General features: G+C 60.2%; 22 protein-coding genes. 19 read left to right on the forward strand and 3 right to left on the reverse strand.

What is annotated here, in order from left to right:
* Positions 1-90: 90 nt before the first annotated feature.
* The 4 genes from HPT27_RS06260 to HPT27_RS06275 all read left to right on the forward strand — a co-directional run bounded on the left by HPT27_RS06260 (position 91) and on the right by HPT27_RS06275 (position 7385).
* Positions 91-330 (forward strand): DUF2798 domain-containing protein, encoded by a 240-nt coding sequence (locus tag HPT27_RS06260; RefSeq protein ID WP_328820352.1) that lies wholly within the window; start codon positions 91-93, stop codon positions 328-330.
* Between the two features lie 211 nt (positions 331-541).
* Entirely contained in the window at positions 542-1909 is a 1368-nt protein-coding gene (gene dnaB, locus HPT27_RS06265) for a replicative DNA helicase (protein WP_172245133.1), read from the forward strand.
* Positions 1910-2026: 117 nt separating this feature from the next.
* Positions 2027-3112 (forward strand): alanine racemase, encoded by a 1086-nt coding sequence (gene alr / locus HPT27_RS06270; RefSeq protein ID WP_172240537.1) that lies wholly within the window; start codon positions 2027-2029, stop codon positions 3110-3112.
* 58 nt (positions 3113-3170) lie between these two features.
* Positions 3171-7385 (forward strand): EAL domain-containing protein, encoded by a 4215-nt coding sequence (locus tag HPT27_RS06275; RefSeq protein WP_172240540.1) that lies wholly within the window; start codon positions 3171-3173, stop codon positions 7383-7385.
* Positions 7386-7441: 56 nt separating this feature from the next.
* Here HPT27_RS06275 and HPT27_RS06280 read toward each other — a convergent pair whose 3' ends face one another.
* The gene (locus HPT27_RS06280) at positions 7442-8215 is read right to left on the reverse strand and encodes a YdcF family protein (protein ID WP_172240543.1); all 774 of its coding nucleotides are present in this window, start codon (positions 8213-8215) and stop codon (positions 7442-7444) included.
* A 144-nt stretch (positions 8216-8359) separates the two neighbouring features.
* Here HPT27_RS06280 and leuS point away from each other — a divergent pair, with 144 nt between their 5' ends.
* From leuS to lipA, 15 genes are all read left to right on the forward strand, one after another.
* The gene (gene leuS / locus HPT27_RS06285) at positions 8360-10963 is read left to right on the forward strand and encodes a leucine--tRNA ligase (protein ID WP_172245135.1); all 2604 of its coding nucleotides are present in this window, start codon (positions 8360-8362) and stop codon (positions 10961-10963) included.
* A complete protein-coding gene (locus HPT27_RS06290) occupies positions 10963-11466 on the forward strand; it encodes an LPS-assembly lipoprotein LptE (protein ID WP_172240546.1) in 504 nt (167 codons plus the stop codon). Before leuS ends, HPT27_RS06290 begins: the two co-directional genes overlap by 1 nt.
* Positions 11467-12489 (forward strand): DNA polymerase III subunit delta, encoded by a 1023-nt coding sequence (gene holA, locus HPT27_RS06295; protein WP_172240549.1) that lies wholly within the window; start codon positions 11467-11469, stop codon positions 12487-12489.
* Positions 12486-13154 (forward strand): nicotinate-nucleotide adenylyltransferase, encoded by a 669-nt coding sequence (nadD, locus tag HPT27_RS06300; RefSeq protein ID WP_172240552.1) that lies wholly within the window; start codon positions 12486-12488, stop codon positions 13152-13154. Before holA ends, nadD begins: the two co-directional genes overlap by 4 nt.
* Complete coding sequence (gene rsfS, locus HPT27_RS06305; RefSeq protein ID WP_172240555.1) at positions 13144-13509, forward strand: ribosome silencing factor; 366 nt, start codon at positions 13144-13146, stop codon at positions 13507-13509. Before nadD ends, rsfS begins: the two co-directional genes overlap by 11 nt.
* Before the next feature lie 51 nt (positions 13510-13560).
* Complete coding sequence (gene rlmH / locus HPT27_RS06310; RefSeq protein WP_172240558.1) at positions 13561-14031, forward strand: 23S rRNA (pseudouridine(1915)-N(3))-methyltransferase RlmH; 471 nt, start codon at positions 13561-13563, stop codon at positions 14029-14031.
* Positions 14032-14157: 126 nt separating this feature from the next.
* The gene (mrdA, locus tag HPT27_RS06315; RefSeq protein ID WP_172240561.1) at positions 14158-16056 is read left to right on the forward strand and encodes a penicillin-binding protein 2; all 1899 of its coding nucleotides are present in this window, start codon (positions 14158-14160) and stop codon (positions 16054-16056) included.
* Positions 16049-17170 carry a rod shape-determining protein RodA gene (gene rodA / locus HPT27_RS06320; protein WP_235950849.1) on the forward strand — a complete coding sequence of 374 codons (1122 nt, stop codon included), beginning with the start codon at positions 16049-16051 and terminating at the stop codon, positions 17168-17170. The genes mrdA and rodA overlap by 8 nt, the downstream gene beginning before the upstream one ends.
* Before the next feature lie 78 nt (positions 17171-17248).
* Positions 17249-18304 (forward strand): lytic murein transglycosylase B, encoded by a 1056-nt coding sequence (gene mltB, locus HPT27_RS06325; RefSeq protein WP_172240564.1) that lies wholly within the window; start codon positions 17249-17251, stop codon positions 18302-18304.
* Positions 18301-19152, forward strand: a complete 852-nt coding sequence (locus HPT27_RS06330) for a septal ring lytic transglycosylase RlpA family protein (RefSeq protein WP_172240567.1) — start codon at positions 18301-18303, stop codon at positions 19150-19152. The genes mltB and HPT27_RS06330 overlap by 4 nt, the downstream gene beginning before the upstream one ends.
* Before the next feature lie 229 nt (positions 19153-19381).
* Positions 19382-20542 carry a D-alanyl-D-alanine carboxypeptidase family protein gene (locus HPT27_RS06335; RefSeq protein ID WP_172240570.1) on the forward strand — a complete coding sequence of 387 codons (1161 nt, stop codon included), beginning with the start codon at positions 19382-19384 and terminating at the stop codon, positions 20540-20542.
* A 120-nt stretch (positions 20543-20662) separates the two neighbouring features.
* Positions 20663-21508 (forward strand): aminotransferase class IV, encoded by an 846-nt coding sequence (locus tag HPT27_RS06340; RefSeq protein ID WP_172240573.1) that lies wholly within the window; start codon positions 20663-20665, stop codon positions 21506-21508.
* A 123-nt stretch (positions 21509-21631) separates the two neighbouring features.
* Complete coding sequence (locus tag HPT27_RS06345; protein WP_172240576.1) at positions 21632-21892, forward strand: YbeD family protein; 261 nt, start codon at positions 21632-21634, stop codon at positions 21890-21892.
* 131 nt (positions 21893-22023) lie between these two features.
* Positions 22024-22722, forward strand: a complete 699-nt coding sequence (gene lipB, locus HPT27_RS06350; RefSeq protein ID WP_172240579.1) for a lipoyl(octanoyl) transferase LipB — start codon at positions 22024-22026, stop codon at positions 22720-22722.
* Between the two features lie 5 nt (positions 22723-22727).
* The gene (gene lipA, locus HPT27_RS06355; protein ID WP_172240582.1) at positions 22728-23741 is read left to right on the forward strand and encodes a lipoyl synthase; all 1014 of its coding nucleotides are present in this window, start codon (positions 22728-22730) and stop codon (positions 23739-23741) included.
* Between the two features lie 92 nt (positions 23742-23833).
* On the opposite strand, the gene HPT27_RS06360 is transcribed toward lipA, so the two are convergent.
* Together HPT27_RS06360 and cueR are read right to left on the reverse strand one after the other, a co-directional pair.
* Positions 23834-24265 (reverse strand): hypothetical protein, encoded by a 432-nt coding sequence (locus tag HPT27_RS06360; protein WP_172240585.1) that lies wholly within the window; start codon positions 24263-24265, stop codon positions 23834-23836.
* Positions 24266-24402: 137 nt separating this feature from the next.
* Positions 24403-24816, reverse strand: coding sequence for a Cu(I)-responsive transcriptional regulator (gene cueR / locus HPT27_RS06365; RefSeq protein ID WP_172240588.1), 414 nt, complete (start codon positions 24814-24816; stop codon positions 24403-24405).
* Between the last annotated feature and the right edge of the window lie 34 nt (positions 24817-24850).

Here is a 24850-nt window from a genome sequence, read left to right on the forward strand (position 1 = left end):
GTGTGATGGCGGTCAGTGCGGGAAAATCGCCGCCAGTTCGCTTTGGGTACGCTAGCCGTTCACCATTTTGTCGCCTCTTGGAGTGTTTTTGTGCGCCCTGTCACGCTTGCTGCCCGTTGGCAGCCCCTGCTGTTTGCCGGGTTCATGTCCGGTTTCATGGCCTTTTGCATGTCGGCCTTGCTGACCCTGGTCAATCTTGGCTGGGTGGAGGGTTTTCTCGGCAAATGGCTGCACGCGTTTTTTATCGCCTGGCCCATCGCGTTTCCGCTGGTGCTGATTTTCGCCCCGCTGACCCGCCGTTTGCTGGCGCGCGGGTTCCGGTTCCAGTAAGCCGGGTTGCGTCATGGCGGCCGCCGCTGACCCGGGCGGCGCCAGCGGCGGGGACAACTCTGTGGATAAGTTGTTGGACCCATGTGGGCGCACGGCTTTCCGGTGTCAGGTCGGAAGCCTTGCCCTACAATGGCCGGCCTTCAAAAGCCTCCGCCGCTGCCGCATGCCGTGAGCGGGCGCTGATCCCTTTCAATTACCGAGAATTGCCGTGATGGCTGATCGCGACATCAATGACATCAAGGCGCCGCCGCATTCGCTGGAAGCCGAGCAGGCCGTGCTCGGCGGCATCATGCTCGATACCGGCGCCTGGGAGCGGGTCTCCGAGGCCGTGGTCGCCGACGATTTTTATCGCGACGATCACCGCAAGATTTTTCGCGCCATGGCCAAACTGGCCGGCGAAGGCCATCCGATCGATGCGGTCACAGTGTTCGAGCAGCTCGAACGCGAAGGCGAAGCCGACGGCGTTGGTGGCCTGAGCTATCTGGCCGAGCTCGCCAAGAACACGCCATCGGCGGCCAATATTCTCAGCTACGCCAATATCCTGCGTGAGCGGGCGCTGCTGCGGGAAATGATCTCGGCGGCGCACGAAATTGCCGACACCGGCTATTTCCCGAAAGGCCTGTCGGCCAATCTGCTGCTCGATCACGCCGAAGCGAAGATGTTGGCGATCGCCGAAAAGCGCACCAAGGCCGACACTGGCCCGCGCGCGGTCGGCGGCATGCTGAAAAACGTCGTGCATCATCTGGAAGAAGTTGGCAAAACGGGTGGCCTGACCGGCCTGTCGACCGGCTTTGATGATCTCGACAAGGAAACCTCCGGTTTGCAGAAAGGCGATTTGATCATCGTCGCGGCGCGGCCGTCGATGGGTAAAACCACCTTTGCCATGAACCTGTGCGAAAACGCCATGATGCGCGCCGACAAGCCGGTGCTGGTGTTCTCGATGGAAATGCCGGCCGAGCAATTGATCATGCGTTCGATTGCCTCGCTTGGCTCAATCGATTTTTCGAAAGTGCGTTCCGGCCAACTCGATTCGCCGGATTGGGATCGGGTGTTCAGCGTCGTGGCGATGCTGAAAGAGCGCAACAATCTGTACATCGATGACACCGCCGGACTATCGCCGCTGGAAGTACGCGCCCGCGCCCGCCGTTTGCACCGTGAACACGGCGGCCTTAGCCTCATCATGGTCGACTACCTGCAGCTGATGCAATCCGATGGCGGCTCGGAAAACCGCACCGCCGAAATTTCGGAAATCTCGCGCTCACTGAAAGCGCTGGCGAAAGAACTGAAAGTGCCGCTCATCGCGCTGTCGCAGCTGAACCGTTCGCTGGAACAGCGCACCGACAAGCGTCCGGTCATGGCCGACTTGCGCGAATCGGGCGCCATCGAGCAGGACGCTGATGTGATCCTGTGTATCTATCGTGACGAGGTTTATCACAAGGACAAACCGGACAATAAAGGCATTGCCGAAATCCTGATCCGCAAACAGCGTAACGGACCGATTGGCGATATCCAGCTGACCTTCCAGGGCCGCTACACCCGGTTCAAGAACTTTGCCCCGGACGCGGGCGAATTCTATTGATCCTGATGTTGTGGCGGTTTTTTGTAGGAGCGAGCTTGCTCGTGATGGTTTTGACGATGATCCCATCTCGCGAGCAAGCTCGCTCCTACTGGTAGTTCTCATTTACGGAATACTGCAATGCGTGCCGCCCGCGCGCTGATTGACATCAGCGCCCTGCAACACAATCTGGCGCATATCCGCCGCCTGGCGCCGGGCCGCAAGGTCATGGCGATGCTGAAAGCCAATGGTTATGGCCACGGTCTGGTCCGGGTCGGTCACGCCTTGAAAGCGGCCGATGCGCTGGGTGTGGCCTGCGTGGAAGAAGCGCTCGAGCTGCGTGACGCCGGCATTGAAAACGAAATCGTTGTGCTCGAAGGATTTTTTGCCTCGCGGGAAATTCCGTTGATGGCCAAGCGCGGTTTCACCACCGTCGTCCATCACGAAAAGCAGCTGGCCGCGCTGGAAGAAACACCAACGGAAACGCCGCTGAAAGTGTGGCTGAAGATTGACACTGGCATGCACCGGCTCGGCTTTCCGCCGGAGCAGGTGCCGGCCGCGCACGAGCGGCTGAGCCGGATTGCCTGGGTGCAGCAGCCGGTCGGTTTGCTGTCACATCTGGCCAGCGCCGATGAAATTGAAAACCGCGAAACCCAAAATCAGTTGCAGTTGTTCAAGCAGTTAACGCGCAACTGGACCGGCGAACGCAGCTTGGCCAATTCCGCTGCCGTGTTGGCGTGGCCGGAAACCCATTTTGATTGGGTGCGGCCGGGCCTGTTGCTATTCGGTTGCTCGCCACTGCCCGGTCACACCGGTGCCGCACACGGCTTGCAGCCAGTGATGACGCTGGAGTCGCAGGTGTTTGCGCTGCGCGAACTGAAAAAAGGCGATCGGGTGGGTTACGGCGGCGCTTGGACGGCCGAGCGCGACACCGTGATCGGTGTCGTCGCGATGGGTTATGGCGACGGTTATCCGCGCCACGCGCCGGCCGGCACACCGGTTTTCGTCAAGGATCGTTTGTGTCCGCTGGTTGGCCGGGTGTCGATGGACATGCTGACGGTCGATCTCGGACCGAATCCGGATATCGCCATCGGCGAACGCGCGGTGCTCTGGGGCCCTGAATTGCCCATCGAAACGGTTGCGGAAGCGGCCGGCACCATTTCCTACGATTTGCTTTGCGCAGTGACGCCGCGGGTACCGTTCTCTTCAGTCAACGAGCCGCGCTGAGTGCAATGACGCACCAGCGACTATCCTTGTACGACTGTCTGCCAAGGTTGTGACGGGTGTGGAGCAAACCGCGGTACTGCTGAAACGAGCGAGGCTGTTCCTCGCGGTGTTGGTGCTGGTGTTACTGGCCGGCACGACAACGCCTGCGCACGCGGGCAACAGCCTTGTCTTCGATATCGTCGATAACGAGCAAGGCCTGCTGCAGAACACCGTCAATGCGGTCATGCAGGACAGCCGCGGTTTTGTCTGGATTGGCACTCAGGGCGGGTTGCAACGCTTTGATGGCTACCGGCTGGTCGAGGTCTATAAAGACGTCGTGCCGGCATTGAATCTGCGCGCCAATTTCATCACCGCGCTCGCCGAAGACGCGCAAGCCCGACTCTGGATCGCCACCAACAGCGGTGGCCTGGGCCTGTACGACATCAGTCATGGCGAACCCCTGCCGCTGCCGTCGCCGCTGGCCAATCTGCAAGCCGGTATGGCCGCGATCAAAGCCATGGCGGTGGCCGACGACGGACTCTGGCTGATCACCGAAGACGGTTTGGTCTGGCTGTCTTTCCGCGATTATCAACCGCAGCGGCTTGAGCTCGGGCTTGGGGTCGGCCTCGATATCGGCCGTGGCACGGCGCCGCGCGGTTTGCTGGCTGATGGCCACGGCGGCGTCTGGGTTGGCACCATTGGCGCCGGGCTGTTGCATGTCGATGCCCAGCACGTGGTGCGCCCGCTGACCGGTCCGGGTCTCGGCCGCACGGTGAGCTCGTTGTGGCGCGACCCGCAGCAGCGTATTTGGGTCGGCAGTGATCGCGGGCTGGCCCTGTTGTCCAGCGCCAACCCGGCCGAGCCCGCCAAGATCAGCGCGGTCATTCCGGCCAACGATGCCGACATCCTGCAACGCGGCGTGCGCGCGCTTGCCGGTGATCGCAACGGCAACATCTGGCTCAGTCTGAACAATGCCGGTTTGGCCCGCTATCAGGTGGACAGCAATCGGTTGCAGCATTTCACCCCGCAAGCCAACGATGCCGCCAGCCTGCCGGATCTGAATTTGCCCAGTTTGATGGTCGATAACGGCGGCCTGCTCTGGGTCGGAACCTCGCTGCAGGGACTGGCCCGCACCTATGCCGCCGGCGATCGCTTCGACCTCTATCGTGACTATTCCGGCGTGGCCTCTGCGGGCACCGGCGGCAATGCCTTGCGCAACCATATCCGCACGTTGTGGCAAGAGCCCAGCGGCACGCTTTGGCTCGGCATGGACGGCGGCGGCCTGAAAAGCCTGGCGCCGGGTCAGTCGGAATACACCTATCACACCGCGGCCTTGCTGGCGGCCTTGCCGGCTGCTGCCCGGCAGCGACCGTTCCGGGTCCAGGCCATCGTGCCGGGCGGTGATGGCAGTCTGCTGCTCGGCAGTTCGGAAGGTCTGCTGCGCTACCAACCCGGCAAGGGCAAAGCCGAGGCCATGCTCGACTGGACCGCGGCCGGCGATTTGCCGAATGTCCGCTCGTTGTGGCGCGATCCGGATGGCACCGTCTGGTTTGGCAGCCAGAATGCCGGTCTGTTTGAAATGCCGGTGTGGAATGCACTGGCCCGGCACTTTCACAGCAAAGGCCTGCCGGGTCAGCGGCTGACCAACAATATGGTGTTGGCGCTGCACCGTGACCGTCATGGCGCGCTGTGGATCGGTACCGCCAACGGCCTGAACCGCTTGCTGCCCGATGGCCGGGTGCAGACGTTTCTGCACGACCCCGCCTCGGCCGGCAGTCTGTGCGGCAACCTGATCCGGCACTTTCTGGAAAGCCGCCGCGGCGAGCTCTGGATTGCCACCCACAGCGGCCTGTGCCGGCTGGCCGACCCGGCCGCCGAGCAACCGAGTTTTGCCAGCGTCGACAGCCGGGCCGGACTGTCTGACTCGACCATTTACGCGGCACTGGAAGACAGTAACGGCTTACTTTGGCTGAGCTCGAACCGCGGCATCATGCGCTACGACCCGAGTTCTGGTCAGGTGGTCAGCTATGACCGCCAGGACGGCTTGCAAGGCTCCGAGTTCAATGGCGCCGCCGCTATCGCCGGCAATGACGGCCGGCTCTATTTCGGCGGCACCCACGGTTTCAACGCCTTCGACCCGACCCGCATCCAGCTGGACCAGCGTCCGGCGCCGCTGCATGTCACTGCCATCCAGATCGGCCGCGAAGCGCCGCGCAATGTGCTCGGCGAATTGTCCGGCCCGGTCCGGCTCGATTTCGAAGACCGGGTGCTGGCGGTGCAATTTGCCGCGCTCGACTATCTGGCGCCGCAGCGGCTGCACTACCGCTATCGCCTGACCGGTTTTGATCACGACTGGGTCGAGGCCGGCAATCAGCGCGAGGCGCTCTACACCAATCTCGATGCCGGCCGTTATGAGCTGGAAGTCACCGCCACCAATCACGACGGCGTCTGGAGCACGCAGCCGCTGCGGGTGCCGATACAGGTGGTGCCGCCGCTGTGGAAATCGCCGTTGGCCAAGCTCGGCTATGTGTTGTCGACGCTGCTCATTCTCGGCTGGTGGGCGCTGACCCGGCGCGCGCGCGAACGCGAACGGGCCTTGGCCGACGTTGCCCTGCGCGACAGCGAAGCGCGATTGAAATGGGCGCTGTGGGGGTCCGGCGATGCACTCTGGGACTGGGATTTGCGCAGCGGCGTCATCGTGCGTTCCGGCATTGACCGGTTGCTCGGTTATCCGCCTGCCGAAATTCTACCGACTGAAGCCTGGCGCGACAGCCTCATCCACCCGGACGATGCGCTGATGATGCCGGCCGCGCTGCAACGGCATCTGGCCGGTGAATCAGAAAGTTTTGACGCCGAATACCGCATGCGCGGCGCTGACGGCAACTGGGTCTGGATCCAGGATCGTGGCCGGGTGGTTGAGCGCGATGGCATTGGCAAACCGCTGCGCATGGCCGGCACCATGAAAGATGTCACCGAGCGCAAACGTTACGAAGACGAACTGCGCCAGCTCGCCAATTACGACACGCTCACCGGCCTGCCCAATCGCACGCTGTTTCACGAGCGGCTGCGCCACGCGCTGTCGCATGCCCGTCGGCACAATCAACGGGTCGCGCTCTTGTTTCTGGATTTGGACCGGTTCAAGCAAATCAACGATTCGCTCGGTCACTCTGCCGGCGATGGCTTGCTGAAACAGGTGGCGCGCCGGCTGTCGATCAGCGTGCGCGATGACGATACCGTGTCGCGACTCGGCGGCGATGAATTCACCGTGATCCTCGAAGGCGTGGCGACGCTGGAATCGGTTGGCGTGGTCGCCGACAAAGTGCTGAAAGCATTTGCCGAGCCGTATCTGCTGAACGGCACCGAAGTGGTGGTGTCGCCATCCATTGGCATCAGTGTCTTCCCCGATGATGGCGACGACAGCGCCACGCTGCTGAAAAACGCCGACCTGGCCATGTATCACGCCAAAGATCAGGGCCGCAACAATTACCAGTTCTACGTCGGCGCCATGAACGAAACTATGCGCCGCCGGCTCAGTCTGGAAACGGCGCTGCGCCGTGGCATCGAACACGATGAGTTCACGCTGCACTACCAACCCAAAATGGATATTCGCAGCGGCGAGCTGACCGGCATGGAAGCGCTGCTGCGCTGGAATAGTGCTGAGCTCGGCAAAATCATGCCGGACGAATTCATTCCGCTGGCCGAAGAAACCGGGTTGATTGTGCCGATCGGCGATTGGGTGCTGCGTGAAGCCTGCCGGCAAATCGTCCAGTGGCGCGAACAGAACCTGCCGGTGGTGCCGATTGCGGTCAACATTTCCATTCGGCAATTGATGGCCGGTGATCTGGCCAGCCGGGTCGAGCAAATCCTCAATGACTTTGTCCTGTCACCGCAATGGCTGCAATTGGAGATCACCGAGTCGCTGGTCATGGCCAATGCCGCGCAAGCCGTTGGCCGTTTGAACGCCTTGCGTCAACTCGGCCTGCGCTTGGCGGTCGATGACTTTGGCACCGGCTATTCCTCGCTGTCCTATCTGAAGCGGCTGCCGATTGACACCATCAAAATCGACAAGGCCTTCGTCCGTGACATCACCATCGATCCGGATGACGCCACCATCACCCGCACCATCATCGCCATGGCGCACTCACTTAAACTCACCGTCGTCGCCGAAGGCGTCGAAACCAACGAACAACTGCAATTCCTGCGCGACGAAGGCTGCGAAGAAATGCAAGGCTACTGGCTGTCAAAACCCTTGCCGGCTGATGAAGTGGCCGAGGTTTTGAAGCGGCATTGGTAGGTGTTGCTGTGAAAAAACAGCAGACCAAGGTCTGCTGTTTTTATTCGCCGATCCGGTCAATCGGTCAAGCCATACCAAATCTGCCCCAACTGTTCATGCAACGCTTCGCTCGATTGCGCCAGCGCGTCGGCGCTCGGCAGCCAGGCCAGCGGGCCGGTTTTGCCGCTGCCCGGTTGGTGGAAGCCGGTCGGAGCGGGTAGCACTTTCAATCCCTGTTGTTCGAATTCATGTTGCGCGCGCGGCATGTGCGCGGCGTGGGTGACCAGAAAGATGGTGTTGATGCCATTGGCTTTCAGGATGCGGGCGCTGAATTCGGCATTTTCGGCGGTGTTGCGGCTATCGGCTTCCAGCCAGTTGGGGGCGCCGCGGAAATCGCTGATGAAGCTGTCGTTCATCAGCACGGCTTCGGCGGTGGCCTGGCCAAACGGTTTGCCGCCGGACAGCAGCACCGGCAGATGGGTCTGGCGCTGCAAGCGGGCGGCGTAGCGCAGCCGCTCCAGGGTGCGGGCGTTGACCGTGTCGGCGCTGTCGAATTCCGGGGCGCTGCTGCGGCGGCCGCCGCCGAGCACGACGATGGCGGCATTCTGCATGTCGGGCGGCAGCAGGCTGAGTTTTTGCGCGGTAGTTGGCTGCAGCCGCGCCATCAGGCCTTCGGCGGTGATGGGCAAGCTCAGCGCCACCAGCGACAGCACGGCCAGGCCAAACAGGCCAACGCCAAGCAGCCGCCATTTCCGGCCAATCAACAGCGCTACCGCCATCAGCAGCAGGTTCAGGCCGGGCGGCAACAGCAGAGCTTTGCCGGCGTAAACCAATACTATGTCCCAGTTCATTTACGGTTCCGCAGTGGGGCCGAGCCAGTCGGCCAACATAAAGGCCGGCAGCCTGCCATGGCAAGGGCAGGGGCCGGTAAGGTAAGCTTCACAGTATCAGTAAAACCTTGATTTTCCGACGAGTTGCCCCCCGCCATGACCATTATGGAAGAGCATTACAGCCCCGATTCGATTGAGCCCCGCGTCCAGAGCCAGTGGGCCGATGCCAATGCCTTCGCCGCCCGCGAAGACAGTGAAAAAGAAAAATTCTATTGCCTGTCGATGTTCCCGTACCCGAGCGGCCGCTTGCACATGGGCCATGTCCGCAATTACACCATTGGCGACGTCATTTCCCGGGTGCAGCGCATGCTGGGCAAGAGCGTGCTGCAACCGATGGGTTTCGATGCCTTTGGTCTGCCGGCCGAGAACGCCGCCATCCAGAATCAGGTCGCGCCAGCGGCCTGGACCGACGACAACATGGCCTACATGAAGGGCCAGCTGAAGCGGCTTGGCTTTGGTTACGACTGGGACCGCGAGCTCGCCACCTGCAAACCGGATTACTACCGCTGGGAACAGTGGTTTTTCACTCGCCTGATGAAGAAGGGCATCGCCTACAAAAAAATGGCGGTGGTCAACTGGGATCCGGTCGACCAAACCGTGCTGGCCAACGAGCAGGTGATCGACGGCCGTGGCTGGCGCTCAGGCGCGCTGGTCGAGCGGCGGGAAATTCCGCAGTGGTTTTTGAAAATCACCGATTACGCTGATGAACTGCTGACTGATCTGGACATGCTGGAAGGCTGGCCGGAACAGGTCAAAACCATGCAGCGCAACTGGATTGGCAAATCCGAAGGCATGACCATCCGCTTTGGCATCGACGGCCGCAGCGAACAACTCGAAATCTACACCACCCGGCCGGACACCTTGCTCGGCGTGACCTACGTCGCGGTTGCGGCGCAGCACCCGTTGGCCTTGGCCATGGCGGGCGGCAATGCCGAACTCGCCGCGTTCATCGAGGCGTGCAAAACCCAAACCACCATGGAAGCCGACATGGCGACCATGGAGAAAAAAGGTGTCGCCACCGGTCTGTATGCCATTCACCCGATCAGCGGTCGCAAGGTGCCGGTCTGGGCCGCCAATTTCGTGCTGATGGAATACGGCACCGGTGCGGTCATGGCTGTACCGGGTCACGATCAGCGCGACTGGGAATTCGCGACCAAATATGGTCTGCCGATTGATCAGGTCATCGAACCGATGCCGTCCGTAAATGGCCACGGTGAAGTCTGCGATCTGAGCAAGGCCGCGTACACAGAAAAAGGCCGCCTGATCAATTCCGGCGAATTCAATGGCCTTGATTTCGCGGCCGCGTTCACGGCAATCGAAAAACACCTGAAGGCGAAAAACGCCGGCGACAAGAAAGTGAATTTCCGCCTGCGTGACTGGGGCGTGTCGCGTCAGCGCTACTGGGGCTGCCCGATCCCAGTGATCAATTGCGCGCATTGCGGTGCGGTGCCGGTACCGGATGAGCAACTGCCGGTGGTGTTGCCGACCGAGGTCACCGTCACCGGTGACGGTTCGCCGCTGAAGAAAATGACCGCGTGGAAACAGTGCAGCTGCCCCAGCTGTGGCAAGCCGGCCGAACGCGAAACCGATACCTTCGACACCTTCATGGAGTCGAGCTGGTACTACGCGCGTTATTCCTGCCCGGATGCGACCGACAAGATGCTCGACGAACGGGCCAAATACTGGACCCCGGTCGATCAATACATTGGCGGCATCGAACACGCGATTCTGCATCTGCTGTACGCGCGCTTTTTCCACAAACTGATGCGCGATGAAGGTCTGGTCGACTCCGATGAGCCGTTCACCAAATTGCTGACCCAGGGCATGGTGATCGCCGATACGTTTTATCGGCAGGACCCGGATGGCAAGAAAACCTGGTACAACCCGGCCGACGTCGACGTCGAGCTGGATGACAAGGCGCGGCCGGTTGCGGCCCGCTACAAAGTCGACGGTCAGGCGGTGCACATTGGCGGCACCGAAAAAATGTCGAAATCAAAAAACAACGGTGTTGATCCGCAGGCGATGATCGACAAATACGGTGCCGACACCGTCCGTCTGTTCATGATGTTTGCAGCACCGCCGGAACTGCAGCTAGAGTGGAGCGATGCCGGCGTCGAAGGCGCGCACCGCTTCCTGCGCCGGCTGTGGAAGGCGGTGTACGGTCACCGCGTCAACGGTCTGGTGGCGCCGCTCAACGTCAGCGCGCTCAATGCGCAGCAACGCGAGCTTTACGCCAAGACCCATGAGACGCTGAAGAAAACCAGCGATGACATGCAGCGTCGCTACACGTTCAACACCGCCATTGCCGCGGTGATGGAGCTGCTGAACGCGATCAACAAGTTTGTTGCGATGGATGAACAGGATCGGGCGGTGGTGCAACACGCACTGGAAACTGCGGTGCTGGTGCTGTCGCCGATCACGCCGCACATCAGCGAAGTGTTGTGGCAGCACCTTGGCCACGATACGTCGTTGTACCGGCAGCCCTGGCCGGAAGTGGATGAGTCGGCCTTGCAGCGCGATTCGGTCACCGTGGTGGTACAAGTCAATGGCAAGCTGCGCGCCAAACTGGAACTCGCGGTCAGCGCCACCGAAGAGCAGGCGAAAGCTGCCGCACTGGACGAAGAGCCGGTGCAGCGCCAGCTGGAGGGCAAGAGCCTGCGCAAAGTCATTTACGTGCCGGGCAAGTTGCTGAACCTGGTGGTGGCCTGATGCGCCGGCTTGCTGGCGTCTTGATCACCACGCTGATGCTGGCGAGCGTCGGCGGCTGCGGTTTTCATCTGCGCGGCGTGCAGCCCGGTGTCGCCGGGCTGCAGGTCTATATCGACAGCAAAACGCCGTATGGTGAATTCGAGCAGGTGCTGGCGGACAGTGTCCGGCAAGCCGACATGACGATCAGTTCCAGCGCGATTGACGCCGGCATGGTGGTGCAACTGCGCGACGAGCGGATGACCCGGCGGGTGCAAACCGTCAACACCACCGGACGGGCTGCTGACTATGAGCTGATCCTGACCGTTGAGTACGCGCTGGCGGCACCGAATGCGGTGACCGACAGCGAAACCCGCAAACTCGATTCGCGACGCGAATACAACTTTGACAATGCCGAACTGCTCGGCAAGGCCGAAGAAGAGGCATTGCTGGTGCAGGAAATGCGGCGCGACATCGCCGCCCGATTGTTGCGGCAAATTGCCTATCAGGCCGCCGGAACGCATTGAATGAAGATTGCCGGACCGGCCCTGACCGCCGCCCTCGAACGCGAACTGGCGCCGCTGTATCTGCTGAGCGGTGATGAGCCGCTGTTGATCGAGGAAGCGCTGGATGCGATTCGGCAAGCGGCGCGCGCGCGCGGTTTCAGCGAGCGGGAAAGCCATGTTGTCGACAAGTCGTTTGATTTCGATGCCCTGTTCGCCAACACCGGCACCCTGAGTCTGTTCGCCAGCCAGCGTTTGCTGGAGCTGCGCTTTACCGGCAACCCGAATCGCGAGGCGCAAGCCGCGCTGAACGAGCAGGCCGAACGGCTCGGCAGCGACACCGTGCTGGTCATCACGCTGCCCAAACTGGATCGCAAAGAGGCCGAGGCCAAATGGCTTCAAGCGCTGGAGCAGCGTGGCAGCCATGTCACCATTGCCAGCGTTGGCAGCGCCGAAATCAGCAGTTGGTTGCAGCAGCGTTTGCGCGCCGCCGGCTTGCAGGCCGAGCCGGATGCCTTGGCGCTGTTGGTGCAATTGTGCGAAGGCAATTTGTTGGCCGCGCATCAGCTGATCAGTCAGCTGGTGTTGTTGTTTCCGGGCGCCAAACTGACGGCGGAACAAATTTCCTCGGTGGCTGCCGACAATGCCCGCTACAACCTGTTTGAGTTGATGGACACGGCGCTGCGTGGTGACGGCAATCGTTGCCTGCGCATGCTGCATGGGCTGCGTCACGAAGACGAGCAAGGCAATTTGCGCGGCCTGTTTGGTTTGCTGCATCGGGACATCCGGGCGTTGGTCAATGTCGCCCATATCAAGGCGCGCGGCCAGCGCATCGGTGATGCCTGGAAAGAGGTCGGCGTGTTCAGTTCACGGCTGCCGCTGTTCGAGCGCGTTGCGGCCCGGCTGGGTGTGCAAGGTTGTCAGCAGCAAATGCAGCGCGTCGCCCAGCTGGATCAGCAAATCAAAGGCGTCGCCAAAGGCGAGCCGTGGCTGTTGCTGGAAGCAGTGCTGATGAGTCTGGCCGCCGTGTCGGTACCGACCGCATGAGCGCAGCGAATGCGTCGGCTGTGACGCTCGCGAGTGAGAAAGTCGGGCCGCTGTTGTATGGCGGCACGTTTGATCCGGTGCATCAGGGTCATCTGCAAGTGGCGCGCGCAGTTGCCGAGGCAGCTGGTCAACCGGTGCGAATGATGCCGGCAGCGTTGCCCCCGCACCGGGCTGAACCGGGTGCCACCGATCAGCAACGTCTGGCGATGTTGCAGCTGGCCATTGCCGATCAACCGCTGTTGCAGCTGGATGATCGCGAACTGCATCGCAGCGGCCCAAGCTACTCGGTGTTGACGCTGCGTGAATGTGCCGCGGCCAATGAGCGGCCGGCACTCATTCTCGGCTGGGATGCCTACTGTGGTTTGCCGAGCTGGCGCGAGCCAGAGGCAATCTTGACGTTGGCGATTTTGATCGTCGTACCACGACCGCAGGCGAGCGCAAGTTTGCCGGCGCCGTTGCAACGCGGTTGGTCAGCACGTCGACCGTTGTCCGCCAGCAGCCTCGCCGAGGCCCATGCTGGCGACGTGTTACTGTGTCCGATGCCGGAACATCCGGCATCAGCAACCGCCATACGAACGGCGCTGCGCGCTGGTGTGCGCTGCCCGGAAGGGCTGCCGGCGGCGGTGGCGGCCTACATTGAAGAGCACAAACTGTATGCAAGCTGAGTTGTTACGCGATCTGGTTCTGCGCGAACTGGAAGAAATCAAAGCCCGTGATGTCAATGCGATGGATGTGCGCAAGCTGACCAGCATCGCTGACTATCTGGTCATCTGTTGCGGCACCTCGAGTCGTCATTGTAAATCGATTGCCCATTATGTAGTCGAGAAAGCCAAGGCCGCCGGTGCCATGCCGCTGGGGGTTGAAGGCGAGCAGGAAGGCGAATGGATATTGGTCGATTTGGGTGACGTGATTGTTCATGTCATGCAACGCGAAACCCGCGATTACTACCAGCTGGAGAAATTGTGGGACACGGACTGGGGTTCGAACAGCGGCCAAATTGATGCCCGGAAAAAGCAATGAGCGGCTGCAGGAACCGCGTGCCCTCACGGACTGGGTTGTGAAACCACAAGCATGCGCATACGCCTGATTGCGCTCGGCAACAAAATGCCCGGTTGGGTTAGCGAAGGCTACGAGGAATACGCTGGCCGGATGCCGCATGAGTGCCGGCTGGAGCTGGTTGAACTGAAGCTGCCGGAGCGGACCAAGAACAGCGACATTCCCCGGCTGATGGCGCAGGAAGCCGAGCAGATTCTGGCGCAGCTGAAACCGGCTGAACGGCTGCTGGCACTGGATGTCAAAGGCCGTAACTGGAGTACCGAACAGTTGGCTGGCGAAATGCAGCGCTGGCGCCAGGATGGTCGTGATATTGCCCTGATTATTGGTGGCCCCGACGGCATCGCCCCGGAGTTGTTGGCGAAAGCTGAACTGAAATGGTCGCTGTCGGCGTTGACGCTGCCGCATCCGCTGGTTCGGATCGTGGTGGCGGAAGCGCTGTACCGCGCTCACACTTTGCTGAGCAATCATCCGTATCACCGGGCTTGAGACGGAATAAAAGAATTTGCCTGACGGGCGCTGCCTGCAGCGGGCCGGCCGACAGTATCAACATTGGTGAAACCGGACTTTGAACAGAATTTGTCGTACCGCCAACCATCGTGAGAATGGCCTGACATGAACCGCCGCATGCGCATGAAAGATCCGGTGGCGGAGACCAGCCTGTTCTTTGTTCGCGCCACCATCGCCGCCGGCGTGGTCGGCTTGCTGACACTGGTGTTGGCAACCCGGCTGTTCTATCTGCAGATCGTCGAACATCACCAGTACCGGACCCTGGCGGACCGCAACCGCATCAGCGTCCAGCCAATCGCGCCGACCCGTGGCCTCATCTATGACCGCAACGGCGTGTTGCTGGCGGAAAATCGCTCCAGCTTTGCGCTGGAAATGATCCCGGCAAAAGTGACCGATATTGCCGCCACGCTCGATCAGCTGGCGAGCATTGTCACTATCACCGACGATGATCGCGAGCGTTTCGCCGCCGAGCGCAAACAACACCGGCGCGATCAACCAGTACCGATTCGCTCGCGTCTGAGCGATCGGGAAGTGGCGGTGTTTGCCAGCAACCAGCACCGCTTTCCCGGCGTCACCCTGACCGGGCGCCTGATTCGCTATTACCCATTCGGACCGCAGCTGGTGCACGCGCTCGGTTATGTCGGCCGCATCAACGACAAGGAATGGGAAAAGCTCGATCAGAACAATTACGCCGCGACTCAGCACATCGGCAAACTCGGCCTGGAAAAACATTACGAAGACGTGTTGCACGGCGCCGCCGGTTTCCAGGAAGTCGAAACTGATGTGCATGACCGGGTGGTCCGGGTGTTGAACCGGGTGCCGCCGATTCCGGGCCGCGATCTGCATCTGCACTTGGACAGCGGTTTGCAAATGGCCGCGCTGTCGGCGCTCGGCGATCAGCGCGGCGTGGTGATTGCAGTGGACCCGAATACCGGCGGCGTGTTGGCGTTGGTCAGTGCGCCGGGCTATGACCCGAATCCGTTTGTCACCGGCATTGATCGGCTGAGTTATCAAGGCTTGCTGGAGTCGCCGGATGTGCCGCTGTACAACCGCGCGTTGCTCGGTGTTTATCCGCCGGGTTCGACGGTCAAACCGGTGCTGGCACTGGCTGGTCTCAACACCGGTGCCACCACCATCGAGCGAAAAATTTTCGATCCGGGCTGGTTCAAATTACCGGGCGATGATCGGCGTTATCGCGACTGGGTGTTGAACAAGGGCTTGCCGGCGCACGGCTGGCTCGATGTCCGTTTTGCCATCAGCCAATCCTGCGACACGTATTTCTATGATCTGGCCAATCGCATGGGCATCGACAAACTGTCGGAGCAGATGCAGCGTTTTGGTTTTGGCCAGCTGACCGGTATCGATGTTGATGAAGAAGTGCGCGGTTTGTTGCCAACCCGGGAATGGAAGCGGCGCGCACGCAAAGATGCCTGGTATCCGGGCGAAACGATTAGCGTCGGCATTGGCCAAGGTTACTGGAGCGCAACCTCATTGCAATTGGTCAACGCAGCGGCAACATTGGCCAACGGTGGTGTGCGCCGCGAGCTGCGCATGGTTGACAGCATCGGCAGCCTCGACAATGCGCAGAAAGTGTCGGCACCGCTCGCCGCGGTGCAGCCGGAAGTTGCCAGCCCGGCTTATCTTGAAGTGGTGCGCGGTGGCATGCGTGACGTGGTCATGGCCTCAAACGGCACCGCCCGCAAAGCGTTTGTCGGCGTCAATTACGATGCCGCCGGCAAGACCGGTACCGCGCAGGTGACTTCGTATGGCCAGAACGAAAAATACGACGCCACCAAGATTGACGAACGCTTTCGCGACAATGCCCTGTTCATCGGTTTTGCGCCATTCGACAAACCGCAGATCGCGGTAGCGGTGCTGGTCGAGAACGTCATCGGCGGTGGCGCCAGTAATGCGGCACCGATTGCCCGTCGGGTCATGGATCATTATCTCGCCCAATCCCGTGAGCCGAACGCCAAGCGCGACCAGGAGCCAGCCCATGACTGAATACAGCTCACGCATGCACACGCACCGGGAGCGCTACGGCTTGCTCTGGCGCTTTCATCTGGATTGGGCACTGCTGATGGGGTTACTGGCGCTGATGTCAGTGGCTTTGTTGGTGGTGTATAGCGCCGGTGGTCAGGATTATATGGTGCAGCAATCGATGCGTTTCGCGCTTGGCATTGCCGCGATGATCGTGATTGCGCAAGTGCCACCACGGTTGCTGAAACTGTGGGCGCCAGCGCTCTATGTCATCGGCATCATCATGCTGGTGATCGTTGATGTGGTTGGTGTGATCGGCAAAGGTGCGCAGCGCTGGCTGGATCTCGGCTTCATCCGGTTTCAACCATCGGAGCTGATGAAGATTGCCGTGCCGATGTTGCTGGCCTGGTATTTTGCCGACCGACCCTTGCCGCCGCGGTTGACGCATATCGCCATTGCCGGTGGCCTGATTCTGTTGCCGGTGGGCTTGATTGCCCTGCAGCCGGACTTGGGCACTGCGCTGCTGATTGCTGCGTCCGGCTTCATGGTGTTATGGCTAGCCGGTTTGCCGTGGCAGCTGTTGCTGGCCGGCGGCATCGGTGTGGCCGGCTTGGCGCCGCTGCTGTGGTATTTCTACATGCTCGATTACCAGCGTCAACGGGTGCTGACTTTTCTGGATCCGGAAAGCGATCCGCTCGGTGCTGGTTATCACATCATCCAGTCAAAAATCGCCATCGGTTCTGGCGGCCTGTACGGCAAAGGGTATTTTCAGGGCACCCAGTCGCAGCTGGAGTTTGTGCCGGAGCGGCACACCGATTTCATTTTCGCGGTGATCGGTGAAGAGTTCGGTCTGCTCGGCGGGCTGGTGCTGCTGGCGCTGTTTGCCTTCATCATCATTCGCGGTCTGTATATTGCCAATCAGGCGCAGGATACGTTTTCCCGGTTACTGGCCGGGGCACTGGCGTTGACGTTCTTTGTCTATGTGTTTGTCAACATGGGCATGGTCTCCGGTATCCTGCCCGTGGTGGGCGTGCCGTTGCCACTGGTCAGTTATGGTGGCACCGCCGCGGTCACCTTGCTGGCCGGTTTTGGTGTGCTGATGTCGGTGCATACCCACCGCCGACTGCTGACCAGTTGAGGATTTCCAGTTTTTTTCGCTCCCGCGTTTTCTGCGGGTGAACCAACCGAGTTGAACAGGCGCCATCCTTTGTCGAACATGAATACACAATGCAAACTGTTGAATGCCGGTTCGGTCTTTGCGGCACTGTTGACCGCTATGGTCATGACCGGCTGTACGCCAACACCGCAGCAGCAATTCGCCGCGCGCATGCAAACGCAATACGGCATCGACAAGCGCGAAGTAGAGGCTGGACTCCAGCAAGCGGAAAAGAAAGACGACATCATTGCGCTGATGACCAAACCCGCCGAAGCGGTCAAACCCTGGAAAGATTACGCGCCGATTTTCCTGACCGATGCCCGCCGCAACAATGGCGTGGCGTTCTGGCGCGAGCACGCCGATACGCTGGCGAAAGCTGAACAGCAATTTGGCGTGCCTGCCGAATACATCGTGGCCATTATCGGTGTTGAAACCAATTACGGCCGCATCATGGGCAAGCACCGGGTGCTGGATGCGCTCAACACACTGGCGTTTTATTACCCGCCGCGGTCGCCATATTTCACCGGCGAGCTGGAGCAGTTTTTTGTCCTGGCCCGTGAACAGAACTGGGATTTGACCACGCCGATGGGTTCGTATGCCGGCGCCATGGGTATGGGCCAGTTCATGCCGACCAGCTACCGGAAGTGGGCGGTCGATTTTGATGGTGATGGTCAGGTAAATCTGTTCCAGACGCCGGCAGATGCCATCGGCAGCGTGGGCAACTATTTTCGGATTCACGGCTGGCAAACCGGTGGCGCCATGATGTTGCCGGTCAGTTTCGCGGCAGAGCCGGCCGGCTCGCTGCTGTACCCCAAGCGTGACGTCGCGCCGCTGAACGATCTGTTCGCCGCCGGCATGCAGGCGCCGGTGGCCCTGCAACCGGACTGGCAAGCTGCCTTGCTGGTATTCGATGAGGCGGATGGTCGGCATTACTATCTTGGCTTCAATAATTTCCGCGTCATTACCCGCTATAACAAGAGCCCGTTGTATGCGCGCGCCGTGCTGGAGTTTGCCGGCCAGTTGAAAGCAGCTTATCTGCAGCCATCGACGGCAACCGCGACCAGCGCGACGACTCCGCCAGCCAACAGCAGTCGTGCAGGAGTGGGCAGTCGATGAGAGATATTCGCGCAGCGGTTCATGGTGGTGTGCTGGCGATCAGTTTTCTGCTGATGGCCTGTTCATCATCACCGACCAAGGATGAGGCCGACAGCGGTCCGGATGTACCGCCGGATTTGCGTCATGTCCAAGAGCCGGTGCCGCGCAAGGAACCGCGCAGTCGCTTTGGTAACCCGGAAAGTTACACCGTGCTTGGCGAGACCTATCACGTGCTCGATTCCGCAGAGGGTTTTTCCCAGCGCGGCATCGCTTCTTGGTATGGCAACAAATTTCATGGCAAGCGCACTTCGAGCGGCGAGCCGTATGACATGTACAAGATGACGGCGGCGCACAAGACTTTGCCGATTCCGGTGCATGTCCGGGTGACCAATCTCGACAATGGCAAATCGATCATTGTCCGGGTCAACGATCGCGGTCCGTTCAAGGAAGGCCGCATCATTGATTTGTCTTACGCGGCGGCGCACAAGCTTGGCATGACTGGGACCGGTACGGCCCGGGTCGAAATCAGCGCGCTGACCGGCGATGATGACAGCACCGCAACCAACACCAACGCAACAGGCAGCAGTGCCGGCACGGCACCTCGCAACACGACGACCAGCGCAGCGGGAGACGAGGGGCTGTTCTTCGTCCAGATTGCTTCGTTCCGCAATGAAGACAGCGCCGATGAAGTCGCGGCGCAAGTGCAACCTTTGGTCGGTTATCCGGTCAAGGTGTTCGAAGCCGATACCGATGACGGCCGGGTGTACCGGGTTCGGGTCGGTCCGCTCAGCCGGCGCGATTACGCCGAAAAGGTGCGCGACCATCTTGAAGGCAAAGGATACGAACGTCCCGCCATTGTTGGTCCGTGAATGAGGCTGCCTTGAATCGGGCTGTCTTGAATGAGACAGCCTTGAGTCAGGCAAACTTTAGTCAGACAACCCTGAATGTGCTGTCGCGCCTGATGCCCTGATGGTGACCCGTTAAGCGAAAACCGCACTCAGGGTTTTATGCAGCGACCGGCTTGGTTACAATCCGGCCCGGTTCCCGGACCTCGCCTGCTGTCAGTTCCAACGTAATTCCAACAAAGTTGATTTGCCAATGAAACGTCTGCTGCTCTCGCTCGCTCTTTCTGTTGCCACGCTGGCTGTTGCTGGCACCTCATTGGCTCCGGGTGCACCGCCGGCACCACTGATCGATGCTCCGGCCTGGATCATCATGGACTACCATACCGGTCAGGTGTTGGCCGAGCAGAATCCGGACGAGCGTCGCGAGCCGGCCAGCTTGACCAAGATGATGACCAGCTATGTGTTGGCGGCCGAAGTGCAACAAGGCCGGGTCAGTCTCAGTGATATGGCAACGGTCAGCGAGAAGGCCTGGAAACTGAACAAGAACGCCAGCGAAAACTCGCTGATGTTTCTCGAAGTTGGCAAGCAAGTATCGCTGGATGATCTGCACAAAGGCATCATCATCCAGTCCGGCAACGACGCCAGCATTGTGGTTGCCGAACACATCGCCGGCAGTGAAGAAGCCTTTGCCACGCTGATGAACAATTACGCCAAGAAACTTGGCATGCGCAACAGCCACTTCATGAACGCCACCGGCCTGCCGCATGAGCAGCATTACAGCACTGCGCGCGACATGGCCCTGCTTGGCGCCGCCATCATCCGTGATTTTCCTGATGACTATCGCTGGTACTCGGCAAAAGAATTTGAATGGAACGGTATCAAGCAGCCGAATCGCAACAGTCTGTTGTGGGACACCAGCCTGAATGTGGACGGCATCAAGACCGGCCACACCAGTACCGCTGGCTTTTGCCTGGTCAGTTCGGCGACTCAGGGCGGCATGCGGCTGGTGGCAACATTACTGGGCGGCAAGAGCATGCCGGCGCGCGCCGTCGAGAGCAAAAAATTGCTGACGTGGGCGTTCCGCAATTTTGATACCGTGCAGGCGGTCAAGGCTGGCGAGCCATTGACCCGGCCGCGAGTCTGGTACGGCGACAGCGAAACCGTTGAAGTCGGCCTGGCCGAGCCGGCGACGCTGGTGTTGCCGCGCGGTCGGCGTCAGGATCTGAAAGCCAATTACAGTTTGCTGCCGGATCTGCAGGCGCCGGTGGCCAAAGGTCAGGTTGTCGGCAAATTGTTCCTGCAACTGGATGGCAAGGACGTTGCCGAGCATCCGCTGGTGGCGTTGAAAGATGTGCCGGAAGGCGGCGTGGTGCGTCAGGTCAGTGATTGGTTTGCCAAGAAGTTCGGTGATTGAATGAGCGTCAGCGTCGGCTGAGTTGTAGCACTGACGGGCCGCTTCGGCCCGTCAGTCATTTTTGTCACGTGGGCCGACCGCAGCAGAGCGGCTGATCAACGCAGAGGCGAGGTAGCGGGCATGGCGACGGTGTATCTGAATGGCGAGTATCTGCCGGCCGAACAGGCAAAAGTGTCAGCGTTCGATCGCGGCTTTTTGTTTGGCGACGGCATTTATGAAGTCGTGCCGATTTATCGCGGCCGCTTGCATCGCTGGCCGCTGCATCTGGCCCGGTTGCGGCGCAGCCTCGCCGCCATTGCGCTCGATTGCCGCATCGGTGATGGCGAACTGGAACAGATCACGCAGCAGCTGCTGCAGCGTAATTCGCTAGAAAACGCCAGTCTCTATCTCCAGATCACCCGTGGCGGTGTACCCGGCCAACGCGATCATTTCTATACCGAGGGTTGCGTTGCCAGCGTATTCGCCTACGTGACGCCGTGGCCACAAGCGTTGGACGGCCCCGAGCGACCGGCGCTGACGGCCATCACCGTGCCGGACCTGCGCTGGCAGCGCTGCGATATCAAGTCCATCAATCTGCTGCCCAATGCGATGGCCAGACAACAAGCGCGCGAAGCTGGCGCCGACGAGGCGATTTTGATTCGTGATGGTGAAGCGCTCGAAGGCAGCAGCAGCAATTTGTATATCGTTCGCGAGGGGGGGCTGATCACGCCGCCGGAGCAGCCGCGCATGCTGTCCGGAATTACCCGGGCGGTGATTCTGGAGTTGGCCGGCCAGCACGGCGTGCCAGTCGAGCAGCGTGGCATTGCCCGGAGCGAGTTGCAGCAGGCCGAGGAAATCTGGATCAGCAGCAGCCTGCGCGAGCTGCGCCGAATCAGCAGGCTCGATGGTGTCGACCGGCACTACGATGCCAGCCGGGCGTTGTATCCCAAATTTGCGCAGTGGTTTCACGAAGACAAACTGCGCTGAAGAGGTTTTTGGTAGGAGCGGCCTTGGCCGCGATTGCCTTCAAATCGCTATCGCGGCCAAGGCCGCTCCTACAGCTGAAAGCATGCAGATGAAACTATGCAGCTGGAACCAAGAGGTGATGCAATGACCGAGCAAAAGGATCCCTGGGTGTTTCCGTGCCGACTGGATCTGAAAGTCGTCGGGGATGCCCGCGGCGATTTTGCTGACGACGTGGTCGCCGCCATTCACGCGATTCTGCCCGGCGATTATCACCATCGCAGCACGCCGAGCGCCGGTGGCAAGTACCAATCGGTCACTGTGGCGGTGCATTTCACCGCCAAAGCTGAAGTGGAGGCGGTGTACGCCGCGCTGCGTCAGGTGACCGGCGTGCGAATTGTTCTGTAAGCCGCGGTGAAGAACCGCCAGTTCGCAGCAATTCGGTCATCGCAAACGGGTTGCAGCAAAACCCTGGCGGCGAAACGACTACGCTTAGCCCACTGTCACGAGTCCTTCGCACAAATGAGCTTGCTACCAACGTGTCCTTAACCGAAACCGTCATCCTGCGTCAGCTCGGTCGGCAAACCTACAAACCGATCTGGCAGGCTATGAAAACGCTCACCGATGCCCGTGATGAAACCAGCCATGACGAGATCTGGCTGGTCGAGCACGAGCGGGTGTTCACCCAGGGCCAGGCCGGCAAGGCCGAGCATGTGCTGGCACCGGGCGACATTCCGGTGGTGCAGGTCGATCGTGGCGGTCAGGTGACCTATCACGGTCCCGGTCAGCAGGTGGTGTACTTCCTGCTCGATCTGCGCCGGAAAAAGCTCGGCGTCCGTGAGCTGGTCACGGCGCTGGAAAATGCCGTGGTCGACACCTGTGCTCACTACGGCATTGCGGTCGCGGCGCGCGCCGATGCGCCCGGCGTCTACCTGACTGCAGGCAAGAATACCGGCGCCAAGATTTGCAGCATCGGCCTCCGGGTCCGGCACGGCTGTACCTTTCATGGCATCGCCTTCAACATCGCCATGGATTTGGAGCCGTTTTTCCGGATAAACCCCTGCGGCTATCAGGGCCTTCAGATGACCACGCTGGCCAACGAGGGCGGACCAGCGAGCCTCAGCGCGGTAGAACCGGTTCTCATAAAGGCTCTGCTGAGCCGGCTGGGCTATAATGCCGCCCGCTCCGCGCCGGCTGATGTCGCGCTCGGGCAACCCCTTTCCGCTGTTGTGAGTTGATCAAAATGGACAAGCCGGCCAACGCCGTTCCGGGTGAGTCAACATCCGCGCAAGAGTCCGTCGCCACCAAGCCGGCCAAAGCCGTTCCCGGTGAAAAGCTGCGCGCCGCCGACAAGCTGGCCCGCATTCCGGTCAAGATTGAACCGACCACCGAAATGCCGCGCAAACCGGACTGGATCCGCGTGCGCTTGCCGAGTGGCGATCAAATCAACCGCATCAAGCACATGTTGCGCGACAAGAAGCTGCACACCGTTTGCGAAGAAGCGAGCTGCCCGAACCTGCCGGAATGTTTCAGCCACGGCACCGCGACCTTCATGATCATGGGTGACATCTGCACCCGGCGCTGTACGTTCTGCGATGTCGCCCACGGCAGGCCGCTGGCGCTGGATCAAGATGAACCCAAGCATCTGGCCGAATCGATTCGCGACATGAAGCTCAAATATGTCGTAATCACCTCGGTCGATCGCGACGATCTGCGCGACGGCGGTGCCCAGCATTTTGTCGACTGCATCCGCGAATCGCGGGCGCTCAATCCCAACACCAAGCTGGAAGTGCTGGTGCCGGATTTCCGCGGCCGCCGTGAAGTCGCGCTCGACATTTTCAAGGATGGATTGCCGGATGTGTTCAACCACAACCTCGAGACCGCCAAGCACCTGTACAAAGCGGTTCGGCCCGGTTCCGATTATCAGAACTCACTGGATCTGCTGAAAGAGTTCAAGCAGCGTTACCCCGGCATCCCGACCAAATCCGGACTGATGCTAGGCCTCGGCGAAACCAACGAGGAAATCATCGAGACGCTGCAAGACATGCGCGCCCACGACATCGACATGCTGACGCTCGGCCAATACCTGCAGCCGTCACGGCATCACCACCCGGTCAAGCGCTTCGTCACACCGAAAGAATTCGACGAGCTCGGCGAAATCGCCCGCGGCCTCGGCTTCACTCATGTCGCGTCGGGCCCGATGGTGCGGTCGTCATATCATGCTGACAAGCAGGCGGCGGGCGAGAAGGTTTCCTGAGGCTTGTGCCATCGAATAAAAAAAGGCGTGCACTGCACGCCTTTTTGTTAATTTTATTAAAAATTTCCTGTTCATTTCGAGCGTTCTTGTTCTTACTCTTTACGATAGCCTTCCTTCCTTTGGTGATAAACAGCCCTGTCCTCAGGGAATGTTGACGTTCTGCTTTTCTTTCCAAAAAAAGTGAAATGGAGAAGAAAGATGGCAAGTGAGAGCAGGAAAAGTCCGACCAGGGTGTTTGCCAGCATTTCGTGCCCATGAAACGCCGTATTAAAAAAGTGAAAGGAACCTGACAAAAAAAAGACAGTACCAATTGTTCCTGTGGTGCGGCGAATCAAAAACCATGTAAACGCAATGGTTCTTTTGAGCCGGCCTGGTTTTCCAACACCCGGCATCAAATAGAGGCACAAGGCGGAAAACAGGAGAGCTGCACTCGCGCACGCTGCCAGTATCTCTATCGACATGAAACGGCCTTTAGACACACGGTGAGGGGTGAGTACCACATGGTGGCTTGGAGAAAGAGCCATTATTAATGGCTTCAAGTGTGGAGTATATCGAAGTCAGGTAGGCTGGACAGAGCAACGCGAAGCCAAAAAACTTTGAAACTTTGACTCCATTGTATTGGCCTCTCTGAATAACCTCACCGATTCCCGCTGCTCCTGGCTCAACGTGTCCCTTTTGCGTGGCAATGTGGCTGTGCCAGTTCCTGCAGAATCGGGCAATGCGGGTCGTCGCTGCCGGGGCAGGCACTGGCGACTTGCTGGAGAAAATCGCGCATCGCGATCAGGTCCTGAATCTGCTGGTTCAGTGTACCAATGTGTTTTTCGGCCAGCGCCTTGACCTGGGCGCTGGGCCGTTGCTCGTTGCGCCAGAGCTTCAACAGTTCACTGATTTTCTCCAGCGGAAAACCCAGATCACGGGCGCTACGAATAAACCGAAGCGCGCCGAGGTCGGCGTCGCTGTAGTGACGATAGCCCGCTTCCGAGCGCAGCGCTTTTGGAATCAGGCCGACGCTTTCGTAATAGCGGATCATCTTGGCCGAAACATGGGTCGCTTTTGCTGCTTGACCGATATTCATGAGCGGTGCTCCTGAGCGGCTTGGACTGTAGGAG

Origin of the sequence: Permianibacter fluminis, assembly GCF_013179735.1 — a bacterium.
Taxonomy (GTDB): domain Bacteria; phylum Pseudomonadota; class Gammaproteobacteria; order Enterobacterales; family Permianibacteraceae; genus Permianibacter; species Permianibacter fluminis.